This is a genomic window from Burkholderia pseudomultivorans (assembly GCF_001718415.1).
In the GTDB taxonomy this organism is placed as follows: Bacteria; Pseudomonadota; Gammaproteobacteria; order Burkholderiales; family Burkholderiaceae; genus Burkholderia; species Burkholderia pseudomultivorans_A.
In genome coordinates this window covers 448,296-464,510 of the sequence record NZ_CP013377.1, presented here as the reverse complement: position 1 = coordinate 464,510, position 16,215 = coordinate 448,296, and the positions used below count along the sequence as shown (strand labels likewise).

The 16,215-nt window shown below is 67.6% G+C and carries 13 protein-coding genes; 6 read left to right on the top strand and 7 right to left on the bottom strand.

Annotated elements, in window-relative coordinates; genetic code table 11:
• Positions 1 to 29 precede the first annotated feature (29 nt).
• From WS57_RS02010 to WS57_RS01985, 6 genes are all read left to right on the top strand, one after another.
• Positions 30 to 698 (top strand): OmpA family protein, encoded by a 669-nt coding sequence (locus tag WS57_RS02010; protein ID WP_059605155.1) that lies wholly within the window; start codon positions 30 to 32, stop codon positions 696 to 698.
• 328 nt (positions 699 to 1,026) lie between these two features.
• Positions 1,027 to 2,172 (top strand): DUF2827 domain-containing protein, encoded by a 1,146-nt coding sequence (locus WS57_RS02005; RefSeq protein WP_040131030.1) that lies wholly within the window; start codon positions 1,027 to 1,029, stop codon positions 2,170 to 2,172.
• 14 nt (positions 2,173 to 2,186) lie between these two features.
• Positions 2,187 to 3,341 carry a DUF2827 domain-containing protein gene (locus tag WS57_RS02000; RefSeq protein ID WP_069243676.1) on the top strand — a complete coding sequence of 385 codons (1,155 nt, stop codon included), beginning with the start codon at positions 2,187 to 2,189 and terminating at the stop codon, positions 3,339 to 3,341.
• Positions 3,342 to 3,369: 28 nt separating this feature from the next.
• Positions 3,370 to 3,840: a DUF4019 domain-containing protein gene (locus WS57_RS01995; RefSeq protein ID WP_009689359.1), complete on the top strand. Its 471-nt coding sequence runs from the start codon at positions 3,370 to 3,372 to the stop codon at positions 3,838 to 3,840.
• A gap of 19 nt (positions 3,841 to 3,859) precedes the next feature.
• Positions 3,860 to 4,996, top strand: coding sequence for a DUF2827 family protein (locus WS57_RS01990; protein ID WP_009689358.1), 1,137 nt, complete (start codon positions 3,860 to 3,862; stop codon positions 4,994 to 4,996).
• Between the two features lie 22 nt (positions 4,997 to 5,018).
• Positions 5,019 to 6,986 (top strand): FkbM family methyltransferase, encoded by a 1,968-nt coding sequence (locus tag WS57_RS01985; protein WP_069243675.1) that lies wholly within the window; start codon positions 5,019 to 5,021, stop codon positions 6,984 to 6,986.
• Positions 6,987 to 7,027: 41 nt separating this feature from the next.
• On the opposite strand, the gene WS57_RS01980 is transcribed toward WS57_RS01985, so the two are convergent.
• The 7 genes from WS57_RS01980 to WS57_RS01950 all read right to left on the bottom strand — a co-directional run bounded on the left by WS57_RS01980 (position 7,028) and on the right by WS57_RS01950 (position 16,109).
• Complete coding sequence (locus tag WS57_RS01980; protein WP_009695610.1) at positions 7,028 to 7,453, bottom strand: hypothetical protein; 426 nt, start codon at positions 7,451 to 7,453, stop codon at positions 7,028 to 7,030.
• Between the two features lie 35 nt (positions 7,454 to 7,488).
• Positions 7,489 to 8,301 carry an EAL domain-containing protein gene (locus WS57_RS01975; RefSeq protein ID WP_069243674.1) on the bottom strand — a complete coding sequence of 271 codons (813 nt, stop codon included), beginning with the start codon at positions 8,299 to 8,301 and terminating at the stop codon, positions 7,489 to 7,491.
• 765 nt (positions 8,302 to 9,066) lie between these two features.
• Positions 9,067 to 10,209 (bottom strand): DUF2827 domain-containing protein, encoded by a 1,143-nt coding sequence (locus WS57_RS01970; RefSeq protein WP_009695612.1) that lies wholly within the window; start codon positions 10,207 to 10,209, stop codon positions 9,067 to 9,069.
• A gap of 211 nt (positions 10,210 to 10,420) precedes the next feature.
• Positions 10,421 to 12,421: an acetyl/propionyl/methylcrotonyl-CoA carboxylase subunit alpha gene (locus tag WS57_RS01965; protein ID WP_040132030.1), complete on the bottom strand. Its 2,001-nt coding sequence runs from the start codon at positions 12,419 to 12,421 to the stop codon at positions 10,421 to 10,423.
• A gap of 62 nt (positions 12,422 to 12,483) precedes the next feature.
• Positions 12,484 to 13,269, bottom strand: a complete 786-nt coding sequence (locus tag WS57_RS01960) for an enoyl-CoA hydratase/isomerase family protein (RefSeq protein WP_009694465.1) — start codon at positions 13,267 to 13,269, stop codon at positions 12,484 to 12,486.
• Positions 13,270 to 13,288: 19 nt separating this feature from the next.
• Positions 13,289 to 14,896: a carboxyl transferase domain-containing protein gene (locus WS57_RS01955; RefSeq protein WP_059479536.1), complete on the bottom strand. Its 1,608-nt coding sequence runs from the start codon at positions 14,894 to 14,896 to the stop codon at positions 13,289 to 13,291.
• Between the two features lie 31 nt (positions 14,897 to 14,927).
• Complete coding sequence (locus WS57_RS01950) at positions 14,928 to 16,109, bottom strand: isovaleryl-CoA dehydrogenase (protein WP_069243673.1); 1,182 nt, start codon at positions 16,107 to 16,109, stop codon at positions 14,928 to 14,930.
• Between the last annotated feature and the right edge of the window lie 106 nt (positions 16,110 to 16,215).

Here is a 16,215-nt window from a genome sequence, read left to right as displayed (position 1 = left end):
CCCGTCAATCCAGTTTTGAGGATGTCATCGTGAATAAACTCGCTCTTGCGCTCGCCCTTGCCGCAACGGCCCTCGCCGCCTGTTCGACCGCATCCGGTCCGACCTACAGCGCGTCCGAACTGCAGCCGCGCGACGGCGTGCGCACCTTCCAGGTGGACTGCCACGGCCTGCTGTCGGGCCCGCAGACCTGCATGAAAGCCGCGCGCAAGATCTGCGGCGACCAGCCCGTGCGCACCGTCGACGCGGCGCGCGCGCTGCGCGACGGCTCGGATCCAGCCTCGCTCGTGTTCCAGTGCGGCGCGGCGCCGGCCGAACCCGCGCCGGCGGCAACGCCCGCGCCGGCGCCCGCCGCCGTCGAGCACGTGAATCTCGCCGGCGACGCGCTGTTTGCGACCGGCCTGTCCACGCTGACGCCGGCCGCACGCACATCGCTCGACAAGCTGCTGAGCGAACGCGAGGACCGCACGTACACGCAGGTAACGATTACGGGCTATACGGATTCGGTGGGCAGCGACGCGTCCAACCTCGCTCTGTCGAAGCGCCGCGCGGAAACCGTCGCGGCCTACCTGACGCGCCACGGGCTGAAAACGCAGGCGCTGACGGTCACGGGCCGCGGCAGCGCCGATCCGGTCGCCTCCAACGCGACGGCCGAAGGCCGCGCCAGCAACCGTCGCGTCGAAATCTCGCTGCAGCGCTGAGCCGTACACGGGCCGCCACACGGCTTCGCCGACCTCCAGTCCGCTCGCCGGCAGCAGTGTCAAAGTTGGTCATGCGCCTCCACAAACCGGCGATTTCCGTGCCACAATCGCCGCAGACAGCCGCCGGGCGGCCTGTCCGGGCGCCGCGAACGGCCGGCCCGGCGGTGCGCTGCACAAGGCGGCCGTCGACGCCGCGACTCGCGCGCCGCGCTCCGTGTGCCGGAGCGCGCCCGCGCCTGCGCGACCATGACAATCCACGGCGCGACGATTCCGTGCCGGGCGCCCGACGCCACGGCCGAACGCACGACGCCGCAGAGGAACACAGCCGGTGACGGACATCAATGAAACCGCCTCGGGCGGCACCCGCAGACAACGGCCAGCCGTCGGCATCTCGCTGTTTGCGCGCGACGGCCAGGCGATCTGGGAAAACGGCATTCACCAGAACATCGCGTTCCTCGCGATGATGCTGAAGCGTTCGGAGCGCGTCGGTCCCGTGTATTTCCTGAACGGCGGCGACGCGCAGGCGCTGCCGGCCGGCCTCGACCTCGACGGCCTCGACGTGCCGCTCGTGAAACCGGCCGACGTCACGCACGAACTCGACGTCGTGATTGAAATGGGCGCGCAGCTGCCGGTCGACTGGCTCAAGCACATGAAGGCGCTCGGCAAGAAGCGCGTCGCATTCTTCTGCGGCCACACATACGCGGGCCTGTGCGAAACGCCGATCTTCGACAAGCCGTCCGGGCACATCATCAACGGCGCGCCGTTCGACGAAGTCTGGCTGCTGCCGCAGTACGACAAGACCGCCGCGCCGATGCTGCGCACGCTGCTGCGCGCGCCGGTACACCTGATGCCGCACATCTGGTCGCCCTACTTCCTCGAGCGTCGCCTCGCCACGCTCGCCGCCGAAGGCGCGACGTTCGGCTACCAGCCCGGCCGCCGTCCGTGGCGGCTCGCGACGCTCGAACCGAACATCTCGGTCGTGAAGACCTGCCATTACCCGATGCTCGCCTGCGACGAGTTCTATCGCGCGCGGCCCGACGCGGTCCAGCACCTGTTCGTCGTCAACGCGATGCACATGAAGACGCATTCGACCTTCGTGCATTTCGCGAACAGCCTCGACCTCGTGCGCCACCACAAGGCGACCTTCGAGCCGCGCCTCGACCTGCCCGGCTTCATGGCTCGCCACGCGGACGCCGTCGTGTCCCATCACTGGGAGAACGGGCAGAACTATCTGTACTACGACGTGCTCTACGGCGGCTATCCACTGTTCCACAACTCGACGCTGCTCGGCGACGCCGGCTACTACTATCCGGACTTCGACTCGCAGGCGGGCGGCCGTGCGCTGCTCGACGCGTGGCTGCATCACGACGAGCGCGCCGACGACTACCGCACGAAAACCGACCGGCTGCTGAAGTCGGTATCGATCGACAACCCCGCGAACCTCGACGCGTTCGTCTCGCGTCTGGTCGCCTGAACCGGAGCATACGCATGTCGGACTCCAATGCCCGTCACGCGCCCGGCGACGGCAAGCGCCTCGTCGTCGGCGTGTCGCTGTTCGTGCGCGGCGCCGGCCAGTCGCTGTGGGAAAACGGCATCTTCCAGAACTGCCTGCTGCTGATCCTGCTGCTGCGCCAGTCGCCGCTCGTCGCGGAAGCGGTGATGGTGAACGGCGGCGAACAGGTCGCCGATCCGCAGATGATGCTCGGCGAATGGAACGTGCCGCTGCTGTCGATGGACGAAGCGATGCAGCGCTGCGACGTGCTGATCGAGATGAGCGCGCAGTTCGGCGCGGATTATCTGCGCGCGTTCCGCGAACGCGGCGGCAAGGTCGTCACGATGCGGGTCGGCAACGACTACGTGATCGACATCGAGCGCGCGATGTTCAACAAGCCGTCGGGCTTCCTGTTCTCCGGCGCGCCGTACGATGCCGTGTGGACGATTCCCGAGTTCGAGCGCTCGTGCCTGCACTATTACCAGACGGGCCTGCGCGCGCCCGTCACGATCGTCCCGCACATCTGGCATCCGCTGCTGTTCGACAAGGCGCGCGCGTCGCTCGGCGGCGGCTTGTCGTACGGCTATCAGCCCGGCAAGCCGCGCTGGCGCGTGACGATGTTCGAGCCGAACATCTGCATGGTGAAGACGAGCATCATCCCGATGCTCGTGACCGAGGAAGCGTATCGCGCGCGGCCCGACTTCGTCGAGATCGTGCGCGTGTGCAATACGACGCACCTGAAGAACCACACGACCTTCGTCCATTTCGCGAAGAGCCTCGACATCGTCGACCACGGGATCACGACGTTCGAAAGCCGCTACGCGGTGTACGAGTTCATGGCCGCGTATGGCGACGCAGTCGTGTCGCATACGTGGGAGAACGCGCAGAACTACCTGTACTACGAACTGCTGTACGGCGACTATCCGCTGATCCACAACTCGCCGTTCCTCGGCAAGGCCGGGTATTACTATCCCGACTTCGACTGCCAGGCCGGCGGCCGTGCGCTGCTGCAGGCCTTCGCCGAACACGACGCGAACCTCGATGCGTACCGCGAGCAGTCGAAGCACGTGCTCGATTCGGTCAGCATCTACAACCCCGACAACGTCGCCGCGTATACGGATGCGATCGCGGCCCTTCATCGCGACGCGTGATGCGCCGCCTATCTCCCCGGACACCGTCATGACCGCACGCTCCTCCGTCACTCGCGCGAAATGGCTGATCGCCTGCGCCGCCGCCTCGATCGCCTTCGGCGCCCATGCACAGTCCGGCGGCGAGTCCGCGGACGAACTGCTGCAGGACGCCGATACCGTGTTCAAACGGCTCGACAACGGCCAGTTCGACGATCTGTGGATCGATTCCGCCAGCTTCGTCAAGACCCGGATCGCGCAGCCCCAGTTCGTCACCGACATGCGACGCGCGCGGCAGACGGTCGGCCTCGTGCGACATCGCGGGTGGGCGCAAATCACGCGGATCCGCTACGCGGGAGTGCCGTCGACGCCCGACGGGCTCTACGCGAACATCGACTACGCGACCACGCTGACCACCGGCACGACGATGTACGAGAAGCTGAGCTTCCGCCTCGAGGACGACGGACACTGGCGCCTGACCGGCTACGTGCCGCGGCAGGCGCAGAACTACACGCCGCAGTGAGCGTCGCGCGGGAGCCGCCATGAAAATCAATGTCGCGATTACGATGAACGTGCAGCGCGACGCGACGCAGTCGATCTGGTACAACGGCGCGAATCAGCACTGCGTGTACCTGTACATGCTGCTGAAGCAGTCGCCGCTGATCGGTGAAGTCTGGCTCGCGCACGACGACGGCATTGCCGAGTATCCGCAGGCGCTGATGATGGACGCGTTCCGCGACGCGCTGCGCCCGCTGTCCGCGGTCGTTCATCAGACCGACCTGCTGATCGAGATGAACGCGTTCATCGACCAGACGCACGCGGACGCCGTGCGCCGGCACGGCGGCAAGTGCGTGTCGTACCGCTTCGGCAACGACTACGTGATCGCGGTCGAAACGATCAACTTCGAGAAGAACAACTGGCGCCCGAACCCGAACCGCGTGCAGTTCGACGCGATCTGGACCAATCCGCAGCACATGCATACGTGCGCGGCTTACTTCCAGGCCGTCTATCGCGCGCCGGTGATCGAGCTGCCGCACATCTGGTCGCCGTATTTCATCGAACGCAGCCTCGATGCCGATCCCGAACTGAAGGCGCGCTTCGGCTACCGGAACCACGGCCCCGCGAAACGCATCGCGTTCTTCGAGCCGAACCTGAACGTCGTCAAGAGCGCGATCGTGCCGATGCTGGCCGCAAACGCGTGCTACGTCGAGCATCCGGAACTCGTCGAGCACGTATATATGACCAACACGTTCGACAAGAAGGAAAACGTCGCCTTCAAGCATCTCGCGCTCGGGCTCGAGATGGTGCGCGACGGCAAGGCGACGGCCGACGTGCGCGCGCCGTTCGTCGCGTGGGCCGCGCATCACACCGACATCGTCGTGTCGCACCATTGGGAAAACGGTCTCAACTACCTGCTGTACGACGCGCTGTACGGCAACTATCCGCTCGTGCACAACTCGCCGTTCCTGCGCGACGTCGGCTACTACTATCCGGACTTCGAGATCTTCGACGCGGCGCGCGCCATCGCGACCGCCGCGCAGACGCACGACGCGCGGCTCGACGACTACGCGGCGGCCGCCCGCCGCTGCCTGCATCGCGTCGATGCGCTTGCCGAACCCAACGTGCGCGCGCATACCGAACAGGTGCAGCGCCTGTTCGCCGGCCGCGTCCTCGGCTGACCGCGTCCGCACGCCCCGCGCCATGAATCAGGCCATCCGCAACTTCGTCGTGATCGATTCGGTCTACGGCCCGTTCGTCATCAACCGGCACTGCGCGCATCAGGCCGAGGCGCTGATCAAGACCGGCCGGCCGCACATCCAGCAGGAACTCGACACCATCATGCAGGTGATCGACCAGTTGCCCGACGACGCGATCGCGGTGGACGGCGGCGCGAATGCGGGGCTCGTCTGCGTGCCGATCGCGCACCGGCTGCGCGAGCGCGGCGGCCGCGTCTATGCGTTCGAGCCGCAGCGCACGCTGTTCCATGCGCTCGGCGGCACCGTCGCGCTCAACCAGCTCGACAACCTGCATCTGCGCAACATGGGGCTCGCGAGTCATAACGGCACGATGACGGTGCCCGAGATCGACTACGGGCAGGCAGCCGATTTCGGCGCGGTGTCGCTCGTCGACGGCCACGGCGCAGACGGCTCGCCGACCCCGGTCGTCGCGCTCGATTCGCTCGGCCTGCCGCGGCTCGATTTCCTCAAGCTCGACATCGAAGGAATGGAGATCGACGCGCTGCGCGGCGCGCGCCGACTGATCGAGACGCATCTGCCGTGGTGCTGGATCGAGTACTGGAAAGTCGGCGAAGCAGCGATCATCGCGACCTTCGCGGGTCTCGACTACACGTTCTACCGGATCGATGCGCTGAACCTGCTGTGCGTGCCGAACCCGCGCTGGGACCGGCAGCGCCTGTTCATCACGGGCGAACCGCTCGCCGCCGCGCCGCCTGTCGATGAACCCGGCCCCGCCGCCGGTGCGCGCGCCGACGACGCGCCCGAAACGTACTGGAACCGCGCGCTCGAACACGAGGCGCGCTGCGAATGGGGCCATGCGATCGACTGCTGGCAACGCGCGCGCGAGCGCGGACTCGACGACGACGCCATCGCACTCCAGCTCGCATCGTGCTACGGCTTCGCCGGCGCGCCCGACGCGGGGCTCGCGGCGCTCGAGCGCTTCGGCGATCCGGCCGCGCTGCCCGACGCGCAGCGCGGGCGCGTCGAGCTGGCGCGGTCGGGCCTGCTGCTGCGCGCCGGCCGGCGCGACGAGGCCGCGCGCGCGACGCTCGCGAGCGAGAACGTGCTGACCGCCGCGCAATTCGGGCTGCCAACGGACCGGCTCTACCAGGGCCAGCCGCTGCAAGGCAGGCGGCTGCTCGTGATCAGCTACGGCGGCGTCGGCGACCAGCTGCAGTACGCGCGCTACCTGCATGCGCTCGACGCGCTCGGCTGCGCGAGCGTGACCGTCGTCGTGCCCGACACGTTGACGGGCCTGCTGCGCCACACGTTCCCGCACGTCGCGTTCGTCGGCTCGCATGGCCCGTGGGCCGACACGTCGCAGATCGCGTACGACTACTGGTGTTCGTTCCTGGTGCTCGCCGCGCAGTTCGGCTATGCGCCCGCGCCGGCGGGCGTGCCGGCCGCGTACCTGTCGTGCCCGCCCGATCGCGCCGACGCGTGGCGCGAGCGCGTCGCGCGCGACGGCAGCGCGCCCGGCACGCGCCGCATCGGACTCAACTGGCGCGGCCGCGACGAAAGCGATGCGCGCTTCCATCGTGCGGCCAGCCTGCGCGATCTCGCGCCGCTCACGCGGATGCACGGTCACGCCGCGTACTGCATCAACCGCGACCTGTCCGCGCACACCGAGCAGTCGGACCTGCCCGTGACGTTCCCGCACCACGCGATCGGCGACTTCAGCGATCTCGCGGCGCTGATGCTCGCAATGGATGCCGTCGTGACCACCTGCACCGCGCACGTCCATCTCGCCGGCGCGCTCGGCGTGCCGGCCATCCTGCTGTTGAGCCCGAAGGCCGACGCGCGCTGGGAAACCGGCTCGCGCACCGCGCTCTATCCGGGGATTCGCATCGTGCGCGCCACGCGCCGCGGGCAGTGGGACGACGCGGTCGATCGCGCGATGGCGCTCTTGCTCGGCGGTTTCGGGCCGGACTGACCGGGCCGCCCGGCCCGTGCCGGCATGTCCGGCCGCCGCCGCTATGCATGCACGCGACGGCCGCTGTACAGGGCGAACGCGCGGCCGTGCCGCCTGCCCACACGCGCAAGCATCGCAAAACGGCGAACCGACGCCGGGCTTACGCCGCCCGTCTGCTGCGCAAGACGGCCTGCCACGCCGCACGCGATGGCCGAATCGTCGCCGCATGCGCCCGCGAACACGCCCGCGTAATAGTGCCGCGCCGCCAGCTCGCGGCCTTCGGCATCGAGCGGCTTCATCCGGTGAATATGATCCGACACGACCTTCAGCCCGTCGACGAACGGTGCGACATCGATCGGCGCATCGCCCGATTCGGCAGACTCCGCGCCGAGTTGCCGCAGCATGTCGGCCAGTTCGTCGAGCGCGACGAGGCCGCGCGCCTGCTTCGCCTGCGCGCCCGTTCCGCTCCCGGTCGTCGTCCCCGCCATGCTCAAGCCCCTTTATGTTCGATTCCGGCGCGCCGTCACGCGAAGGCCGGCGCCGGCGCGCGACACGAGAAACGGATGCCCTGCGCCCATGCGACCCCGGCCTCCACGATCATCTGCCGGTCCATTTCGTTTTCCACGCCTTCGACGACGACGTGCCGCGCCCCTTCGTGCGCGAATGCGATCAGCCGGCGGAACTGGTAGCGCCCGATCGCGTTGCGCTTGATCATCGACAGGATCGACTTGTCGAGCTTCACGATGTCGGGATTGCCGACCACCAGGTTGTTCAGCGCGCTGAAACCGACGCCGAAATCGTCGATCGCGACGCGGCATCCGGCCTGCCGGAACCGCGACACGAACGACCGCCCCGCGACCGGATTCAGCGGCCCCGTCTCGGTGATCTCGATCACCAGCCGCGCGGCCACCGACGGCTCCCTCTCGAGCCGCCGGAAGATCGCCAGCCACGCGTCGTCCATCACCGCGCTCGCCGCCGACACGTTGCAGCCGTAGACGGCCGTCGGATCGGCACGCAGGCCGTCGATGGTGCGGCCGACCACGAGCCGGTCGAACCAGTGCATCAGCCCGAACGATTCCAGCCGCGGCAGAAACGCGAGCGGCGGCAACGCGTCGTCCGATTCGCGCTGCAGCCGCGCGAGGCATTCGTGATACAGCACGCCGCCCGACAGGTCGGCGCGACACACCGGCTCGTAGACGAACGCGAGCCGGCTTTCGACGAAACTGCGTACCGACGCGAGATTGGCGTGACGGTCGGGCCCGCCGAACACCAGACCGATCTCGTCGTCACGATTGACTTCCCGATTCGCCTCCAGGCGAGCTTTGACCGCATTCATCCGGCGCTCCGGCAAATGGCGAACCGCCGTGCGCGGTCCGACCTGACGCTATATGCGGAGCGAGCGACGCTCGCGTGCTCCGCTGCCTTCCCGGCTCATCCAGTTTCTCGATCTTTTTCGGGAGCGTACTTTTGGTTTCGGCGCGCCGACAAATTCGATATTTTAAAGTCATTCCAATATCGAAAATACACACCGCAACGGCACGCCACAGTGCGACAGATTACACAATGGGACGACCGAATGCGAATCGGCGCAGCGCTTTGCGCCAAATAATGCGACAGTCGAAAATGAGAAGAAGGCAGCGGGATTCAGAAGCGCAACCTGATTCTGCCCGTTTGATCTGATAAATCGGCATGCCCGCGACGGGGTGCATATTCGCTTCGCCGTCAGTCTCGGATGCCCTTCCGGCAAGGGCAACCGTCGCCGAAGCACCCGCCGAAGTTTAGCATTCAATCGCTTTGAAACCTAATTTCCGCGTTTGATTCGATATTATCAATCACACCAGATCAATCGACCCCATTCAAAGCGAAAATCCACGCCGAATTATACTATCAATACCATCCGGAAGAAATTTAACAATCCTTCCGACTTGTTAACCTATAAAATGATTTTTGACGGACTTCCCTCGGAGCCGTCAAATTCGTGCCTTCAAAACCGCCGAATCGACCAATTCGGCGGTTTCTTTTTAAAGGCTCAATTCTTCATACGATAATCGCGACGCGGCATGCGCCGGAACAGGCACGGCTGTCGTACCGGAAGTTCGCGTTACGCGCCCGTCGCGCCGACGAGGTTCGCGAGCAGCGCGTCGTACTCGGCAACGAGCGCCGGATTGGCGGACGTGTAGCGGCGCAGGATCTCGCGCTGACGCCGCGCATACGCCTCCCACGCGTCGTCGTGCGTATGGAGCGCGCGCAGCAGCGCATCCGCGCCCTGCTGCACGTCGTTGTCCGGATAGTAGTAGCCGAGATCGGGGGCGAGGCTCGCGTTGTGCACCAGCGGGTAGCCCTGCCAGCAGACGTCGAAATAGAAGTAGTTGAGCGGGTTCGACCACTGGTGCGACACGACGACGTCGGTCAGGTCGGCCAGGAACACCGGCGTGTCGAAGCGTCCGACGAAACTCGCCTTGCCCGCGCGCACGATGTCGAGATAGTTCATCAGCATCACGAACTCGGCGCTCTCGCGCGCGAGGCGATCCGCGTTCGTCACGTGCGTGAACACGATCGAATCGGGATCGCGGCGATACGCCTCGTCGATGATCAGCATCGGATACACGCAGAACTTCACGACGTTGTGGTTCGGCTCCATCACGGTCAGCCGCTTGCCGCGCTCGCCGCGCGGCCGGTATTCGCCGAGCTCCGGCAGCGACTGCGCGCGTTGCGTCAGGAACATCGGATCCCATACGAACGGCACGACGCGCCCCGGGCAGCGGCGCAGCGACTGCAGGAACGGCAGCGACGACGGCGCGATCTGCGGAATCGCCCAGACCTCGTCGTAGCCGCGGTTGATGAACAGCGAATCCCACAGCCGGCGGCCGAACAGCATCGACTCCATCGCGTTGATGTACTCGACGCCGCAGCAGTAGCTGACGATCTTCGCGCCGCGCGCCTTCAGGTAGGCCGTCTGCTCCGCGTCGATCTGGCCGCCGAGTTCGATCAGCACGTCGAGCGAATCCTTCGTGTCGGCAAAGGTGCGCGTGTCGTACACATGGCGGTCCCACGGCAGCGCATCGGTCAGCGGCACGCCGGTGGTGTTGACGAGCGTGACGCGATAGCCGTGCGGCGACGCCATCAGCAGCTTCGCGAGAAACAGTGCGTTCTGCTTGATGCCGTTGATCCACAGGCTTTCGTCGGGGGTGCGCAGGCCGATCGTGATACCGATGCGCAGGCCGTTCAGGACAGGAGACGTCATCGTCGGCGGGGATGAAGATTGAATGGTCGCAGTGTAGCGCGCGCAGCGCCGGCCGCGTCAAGCAGCCGTGCGGCGCGCAATGCGCCAGTCTAGCGGAGTGCCGGCCGACAGACTGTCATGGATGGTCAGCGCGGCACGCGCCGAGGCCCGGTCCGGCCCGCCCCGATCCCGGGCGACCGGCCGCGCACGGGCCGGTCGCGAACCTCGCGTATCAGGCGACTTCGGCCATCGTCAGCAGCTGCGCACCGTCCGCGACCTGGTCGCCGACGCCGTACAGCACTTCGGCGACGACGCCCGCGCCCGGCGCGCCGATCGTGTGCTCCATCTTCATCGCTTCCATCACGATCAGCGGCGTGCCGGCTTCGACCTTCTGGCCCGGTTCGACCAGCACCGCGATCACCTTGCCGGGCATCGGCGCGGTCAGGCGGCCGCCGCCGTGTTCCGCGTCGCCCGCATGCGCGAGCAGATTGCGCCATTCGAAGGTCTCGGCCGCGCCCTGCGTGAACACGTGGAAGACGTCGCCGTCCGCGTAGACGCGGCCGCTGCTGCGCACGCCGTCGAGCGTCACGTCGAAGTCGAGCGGGCTCGCGCCGCGCGTCCACGCGAACGGCTGCGCAGCCGCATCGCCCGCCGCGAGACGCGCGCCGGCGCCGTCGTCTTCATACACGACCGTGTGGTCCGTGTCGCGCTCGACCGCGCGCCATTCGAGCGTGCGGCGATAGCCGCCGTTCAGCCGCCAGTCCGGCAGCGCGGCCCACGGCGACGCGCCGTTCGCGGCCGCGCCCCGCTCGCGCGCGAGCAGCGCCGCACAGGCGAGCGCGAGCGCCGCGCGCGGCGGCTGTTGCGGCGCGAACAGCGCACCGTGGTTGCGCTCGATCAGGCCGGTGTCGAGATCGGCCGACGCGAACGGCGCACACGCGACGATCCGCTGCAGGAACGCGGCATTCGTGTGCAGGCCGACCACCTCGCACGCACGCAGCGCACGCAGCATCAGGCCGAGCGCTTCCGCGCGGTCCGCGCCGTGCACGATCAGCTTCGCGATCATCGGGTCGTAGAACGGCGTGATCGCATCGCCCTCGCGCACGCCGCTGTCGACGCGCACCGGCGCGCCGATGTCGAACTCGACGCCTTCCGGCAGTCGCAGGTGCTTCAGCGTGCCAGTCGACGGCAGGAAACCGCGCGCCGGGTTCTCCGCGTAAAGGCGCGCCTCGATCGCGTGACCCTGCACGCGCAGTTCGTCCTGCTTCAGCGGCAGCGGCTCGCCGGCCGCGACGCGCAACTGCCATTCGACCAGATCGAGCCCCGTCACCATCTCGGTGACCGGATGCTCGACCTGCAGCCGCGTGTTCATTTCCATGAAGTAGAACGCGTCGCCGGTCATGATGAACTCGACCGTGCCCGCGCCGACATAGCCGACCGCACGCGCGGCCGCGACGGCCGCCTCGCCCATCGCGCGGCGCAGGTCGTCGGGCAGGCCCGGCGCCGGCGCTTCCTCGAGCACCTTCTGGTGACGGCGCTGCACCGAGCAGTCGCGATCGAACAGGTACACGGCATTGCCGTGCGTATCGCCGAACACCTGCACCTCGACGTGGCGCGGGCGCGTCAGGTATTTCTCGATCAGCACGCGATCGTTGCCGAAGCTGCTCGCGGCTTCGCGCTGGCACGACGCGAGCGCCGCCGGGAAATCCTCGGAGCGCTCGACCACGCGCATCCCCTTGCCGCCGCCGCCCGCGCTCGCCTTCAGCAGCACCGGATAGCCGATCTCGTCGGCTTCGCGATGCAGGTTGCGCGCGTCCTGGTCGTCGCCGTGATAGCCAGGCACGAGCGGCACCGCGGCCGCGTGCATCAACGCCTTCGCGGCCGCCTTCGAGCCCATCGCGGCGATCGCGTCGACCGGCGGCCCGATGAACACGATGCCGGCCGCGTCGCAGGCCTGCGCGAAATCCTCGTTCTCCGACAGGAAGCCGTAGCCGGGATGGATCGCCTGCGCGCCGGTCGCGCGCGCGGCGTCGATGATGCGCTCGATGCGCAGATAGCTGTCCGCGGCCGCCGAGCCGCCGATATGCACGGCCTCGTCGCACGCGGCGACGTGCTTCGCGTTCGCGTCCGCGTCGGAATAGACGGCAACGCTCGCGATCCCGAGACGTTTGCACGTCGCGGCGACGCGGCACGCGATTTCGCCGCGGTTGGCGATCAGAATCTTGTCGAACATGGCTTCGATGTCGTCCGGAAAAGGTTGGTCACGCGACGCGGGCGGCATCCGCCGCCGCGATGTCATTCACGCCACGACGGCGTGCGTTTCTCCAGGAAGGATGCGATCCCTTCGCGGGCTTCCGCGCCCGCGCGGGTGCGCGCGATCCAGTCGGCGGTCTGCTCGATCAGCGTCGCGTCGAGCGCACGGCCGGCGACGTCGGCGACCAGCCGCTTGCACGCGCGCACCGCGTCGGGGCCGTTCGCGACCAGCGTCGCCGCGAGCTTCGCGACCGTGTCGTCGAGCGCGTCGGCCGGCACCGCGTCGTGAATGAAGCCGAGCGACGCCGCACGCGCGCTGTCGAACACCTCCGCGGTCGTGAAGTAGCGGCGCGCGGCGCGCTCGCCCATCGCACGCACGACGTACGGTGCGATCGTCGCGGGGATCAGCCCCAGGCGCGCTTCGGACAGGCAGAATTTCGCGCCGTCGGCCGCGATCGCGATGTCGGCCGCAGCGACGAGCCCGACGCCGCCCGCATACGCATCGCCATGCACGCGCGCGATCACCGGCTTGCCGCAGCGATGGATCGCCTCGAGCATCCGCGCGAGCTTGCGCGCGTCGGCCCGGTTCTCGTCGTCCGAGTAGCCGGCCATCTTCTTCATCCAGTTCAGGTCCGCGCCCGCGCAGAACGCCGCGCCTTCGGCCGCGAGCACGACCGCGCGCACGCCGGCGTGCGCATCGAGCCACTCGAACGCGGTGGTCAGCTCGGCGATCGTCGTCTCGTTGAACGCGTTGCGCACGTCGGGACGCGCGAGCGTGACAGTCGCCACGCGGCCGGCTTCGCTTACCTTGATGGTTTCGTATCGCATGGTTCAGCCCTCCCTGCCGTTACATGCGGAACACGCCGAAGCGCGTGTCCTCGATCGGCGCGTTCATCGACGCGGCCAGCCCGAGGCCGAGCACGTCGCGCGTCTGCGCGGGATCGATCACGCCGTCGTCCCACAGCCGCGCGCTCGCATAGTACGGATGACCCTGGCGTTCGTACTGGTCGCGAATCGGCTGCTTGAACGCTTCTTCCTCGTCGGCGGACCACGCGCCGCCCTTCGCCTCGATGCCGTCGCGCCGCACGGTCGCGAGCACCGACGCGGCCTGCTCGCCGCCCATCACCGAGATACGCGCGTTCGGCCACATCCACAGGAAGCGCGGCCCGAATGCGCGACCGCACATCCCGTAGTTGCCCGCGCCGAACGAGCCGCCGATGATCACCGTGAACTTCGGCACCTTCGCGTTCGACACGGCCGTCACCATCTTCGCGCCGTGGCGCGCGATGCCTTCGTTCTCGTACTTGCGGCCGACCATGAAGCCGGTGATGTTCTGCAGGAACACGAGCGGAATCTTGCGCTGGCAGCACAGCTCGATGAAATGCGCGCCCTTCACCGCCGATTCGGAAAACAGGATGCCGTTGTTCGCGACGATCCCGACCGGATGCCCCCAGATATGCGCGAAGCCCGTGACGAGCGTCGTGCCGAAGCGCGCCTTGAATTCGTCGAACTCCGAATCGTCGACGATGCGCGCGATCACCTCGCGCACGTCGAACGGCTTGCGCGTGTCGACCGGAATCACGCCGTACAGGCTCTTCGCGTCGTAGCGCGGCGGCTTCGGCTCGCGCAGCGACACCGGCGAGGCGATCTTCGGCGCGAGATGACCGACGATGCTGCGCGCGATCGACAGCGCATGCGCGTCGTTCTGCGCGAGATGATCGGCCACGCCCGACAGGCGCGTATGCACGTCGCCGCCGCCGAGATCCTCGGCGCTCACTTCCTCGCCGGTCGCGGCCTTCACGAGCGGCGGCCCGCCGAGGAAAATCGTGCCCTGGTTCTTCACGATGATCGACTCGTCGCTCATCGCCGGCACATACGCGCCGCCCGCCGTGCACGAGCCCATCACGACCGCGATCTGCGCGATGCCGGCCGCCGACATCGTGGCCTGGTTGTAGAAGATGCGGCCGAAGTGGTCGCGATCGGGAAACACGTCGTCCTGGTTCGGCAGGTTCGCGCCGCCCGAATCGACGAGGTACACGCACGGCAGCCGGTTCTCCGCGGCGATCTCCTGCGCGCGCACGTGCTTCTTCACCGTCATCGGGTAGTAGGTGCCGCCCTTGACCGTCGCGTCGTTGCAGACGATCACGCATTCGCGGCCCGCGATTCGGCCGATGCCGGTGATCACGCCCGCGCCCGGCGCATCGTCGTTGTACATGCCGTTCGCCGCGAGCTGCGAGAGTTCGAGGAACGGCGCGCCGGGATCGAGCAGTTGCGCGATCCGGTCGCGCGGCAGCAGCTTGCCGCGCGACAGGTGCTTGTCGCGCGCGGCCGGGCCGCCGCCCTGCGCCAGCTGTTCGATCTTCGCGCGCAGGTCGGCGACGACCGCCTCGAGCGCCGCGGCGTTCGCGCGGAATTCTTCCGAGCGCGGATTCAGTTTGGATTCGATGATCGGCATCGACGGGGCTCCGTTCGCGTGACGTGGGGCGTTACATCGTTTCCGCGAACAGCTCGCGGCCGATCAGCATCCGGCGGATCTCGCTCGTGCCGGCGCCGATCTCGTACAGCTTCGCATCGCGCCACAGCCGGCCGACCGGGTATTCGTTGATGTAGCCGTTGCCGCCGAGGATCTGGATCGCCTCGCCGGCCATCCACGTCGCCTTCTCGGCCGTGTAGAGGATCACGCCCGCGCAGTCCTTGCGCACCTGGCGGATGTGGTCGCTGCCCGCGGAGTCGAGATGGCGGCCGACCGCGTAGAGATACGCGCGGCACGCCTGGAACGTCGTGTACATGTCGGCGACCTTGCCCTGGATCAGCTGGAACTCGCCGATCGACTGGCCGAACTGCTTGCGGTCGTGGATGTACGGGACCACCGCGTCGAGACACGCGGCCATGATGCCCGTCGGGCCGCCCGACAGCACCGCGCGCTCGTAGTCGAGGCCGCTCATCAGCACCTTCACGCCGCCGTTGAGCTGGCCGAGGATGTTCTCTTCGGGCACCTCGACGTCCTGGAACACCAGCTCGCCCGTGTGCGAGCCGCGCATGCCGAGCTTGTCGAGCTTCTGCGCAACCGAGAAGCCCTTCATGCCCTTCTCGACGATGAACGCGGTGATGCCGCGCGGGCCGGCGTCGACGTCCGTCTTCGCGTAGACGACGAGCGTGTCGCAGTCGGGGCCGTTGGTGATCCACATCTTCGTGCCGTTCAGCACGTAGCGGTCGCCGCGCTTGTCCGCGCGCAGCTTCATGCTGACGACGTCGGAACCCGCGTTCGGCTCGCTCATCGCGAGCGCGCCGATGTGTTCGCCCGACACGAGCTTCGGCAGGTACTTCTGCTTCTGCGCGGCGGTGCCGTTGCGGTGGATCTGGTTCACGCACAGGTTCGAGTGCGCGCCGTACGACAGGCCGATCGACGCGGACGCGCGCGAGATCTCCTCCATCGCGACCATGTGCGCGGCGTAGCCCATGTTCGCGCCGCCGTATTCCTCGCCGACGGTCATCCCGAGCACGCCCAGCTCGCCGAACTTGCGCCACAGATCCATCGGGAACTGGTCGGTGCGATCGACCTCCGCCGCGCGCGGCGCGATTTCTTTCGCCGCGAAGTTCGCGACGGCGTCGCGCAGCATCTCGATGTCTTCACCGAGCATGAATTGCACGCCGGGCAGGTTGCTCATGTCTCCTCCGTCTCCAGAAAGTGCGTTGCGCGCACCGATTTCTGAGTTTTGCTCAAAACCGGTTGATGCGCCGATTTGTTGACCAATACTGCGGAAATTTTGCGTA

Bases quoted from the DNA above. Each gene is read 5' to 3' on its own strand.
- WS57_RS01995 (WP_009689359.1), top strand. From the start codon at position 3,370: ATGACCGCACGCTCCTCCGTCACTCGCGCGAAATGGCTGATCGCCTGC.
- WS57_RS01985 (WP_069243675.1), top strand. From the start codon at position 5,019: ATGAATCAGGCCATCCGCAACTTCGTCGTGATCGATTCGGTCTACGGC.
- WS57_RS02000 (WP_069243676.1), top strand. From the start codon at position 2,187: ATGTCGGACTCCAATGCCCGTCACGCGCCCGGCGACGGCAAGCGCCTC.
- WS57_RS01965 (WP_040132030.1), bottom strand. From the start codon at position 12,421: ATGTTCGACAAGATTCTGATCGCCAACCGCGGCGAAATCGCGTGCCGC.
- WS57_RS01950 (WP_069243673.1), bottom strand. From the start codon at position 16,109: ATGAGCAACCTGCCCGGCGTGCAATTCATGCTCGGTGAAGACATCGAG.
- WS57_RS01980 (WP_009695610.1), bottom strand. From the start codon at position 7,453: ATGGCGGGGACGACGACCGGGAGCGGAACGGGCGCGCAGGCGAAGCAG.
- WS57_RS01955 (WP_059479536.1), bottom strand. From the start codon at position 14,896: ATGCCGATCATCGAATCCAAACTGAATCCGCGCTCGGAAGAATTCCGC.
- WS57_RS01975 (WP_069243674.1), bottom strand. From the start codon at position 8,301: ATGAATGCGGTCAAAGCTCGCCTGGAGGCGAATCGGGAAGTCAATCGT.
- WS57_RS01960 (WP_009694465.1), bottom strand. From the start codon at position 13,269: ATGCGATACGAAACCATCAAGGTAAGCGAAGCCGGCCGCGTGGCGACT.
- WS57_RS01970 (WP_009695612.1), bottom strand. From the start codon at position 10,209: ATGACGTCTCCTGTCCTGAACGGCCTGCGCATCGGTATCACGATCGGC.
- WS57_RS01990 (WP_009689358.1), top strand. From the start codon at position 3,860: ATGAAAATCAATGTCGCGATTACGATGAACGTGCAGCGCGACGCGACG.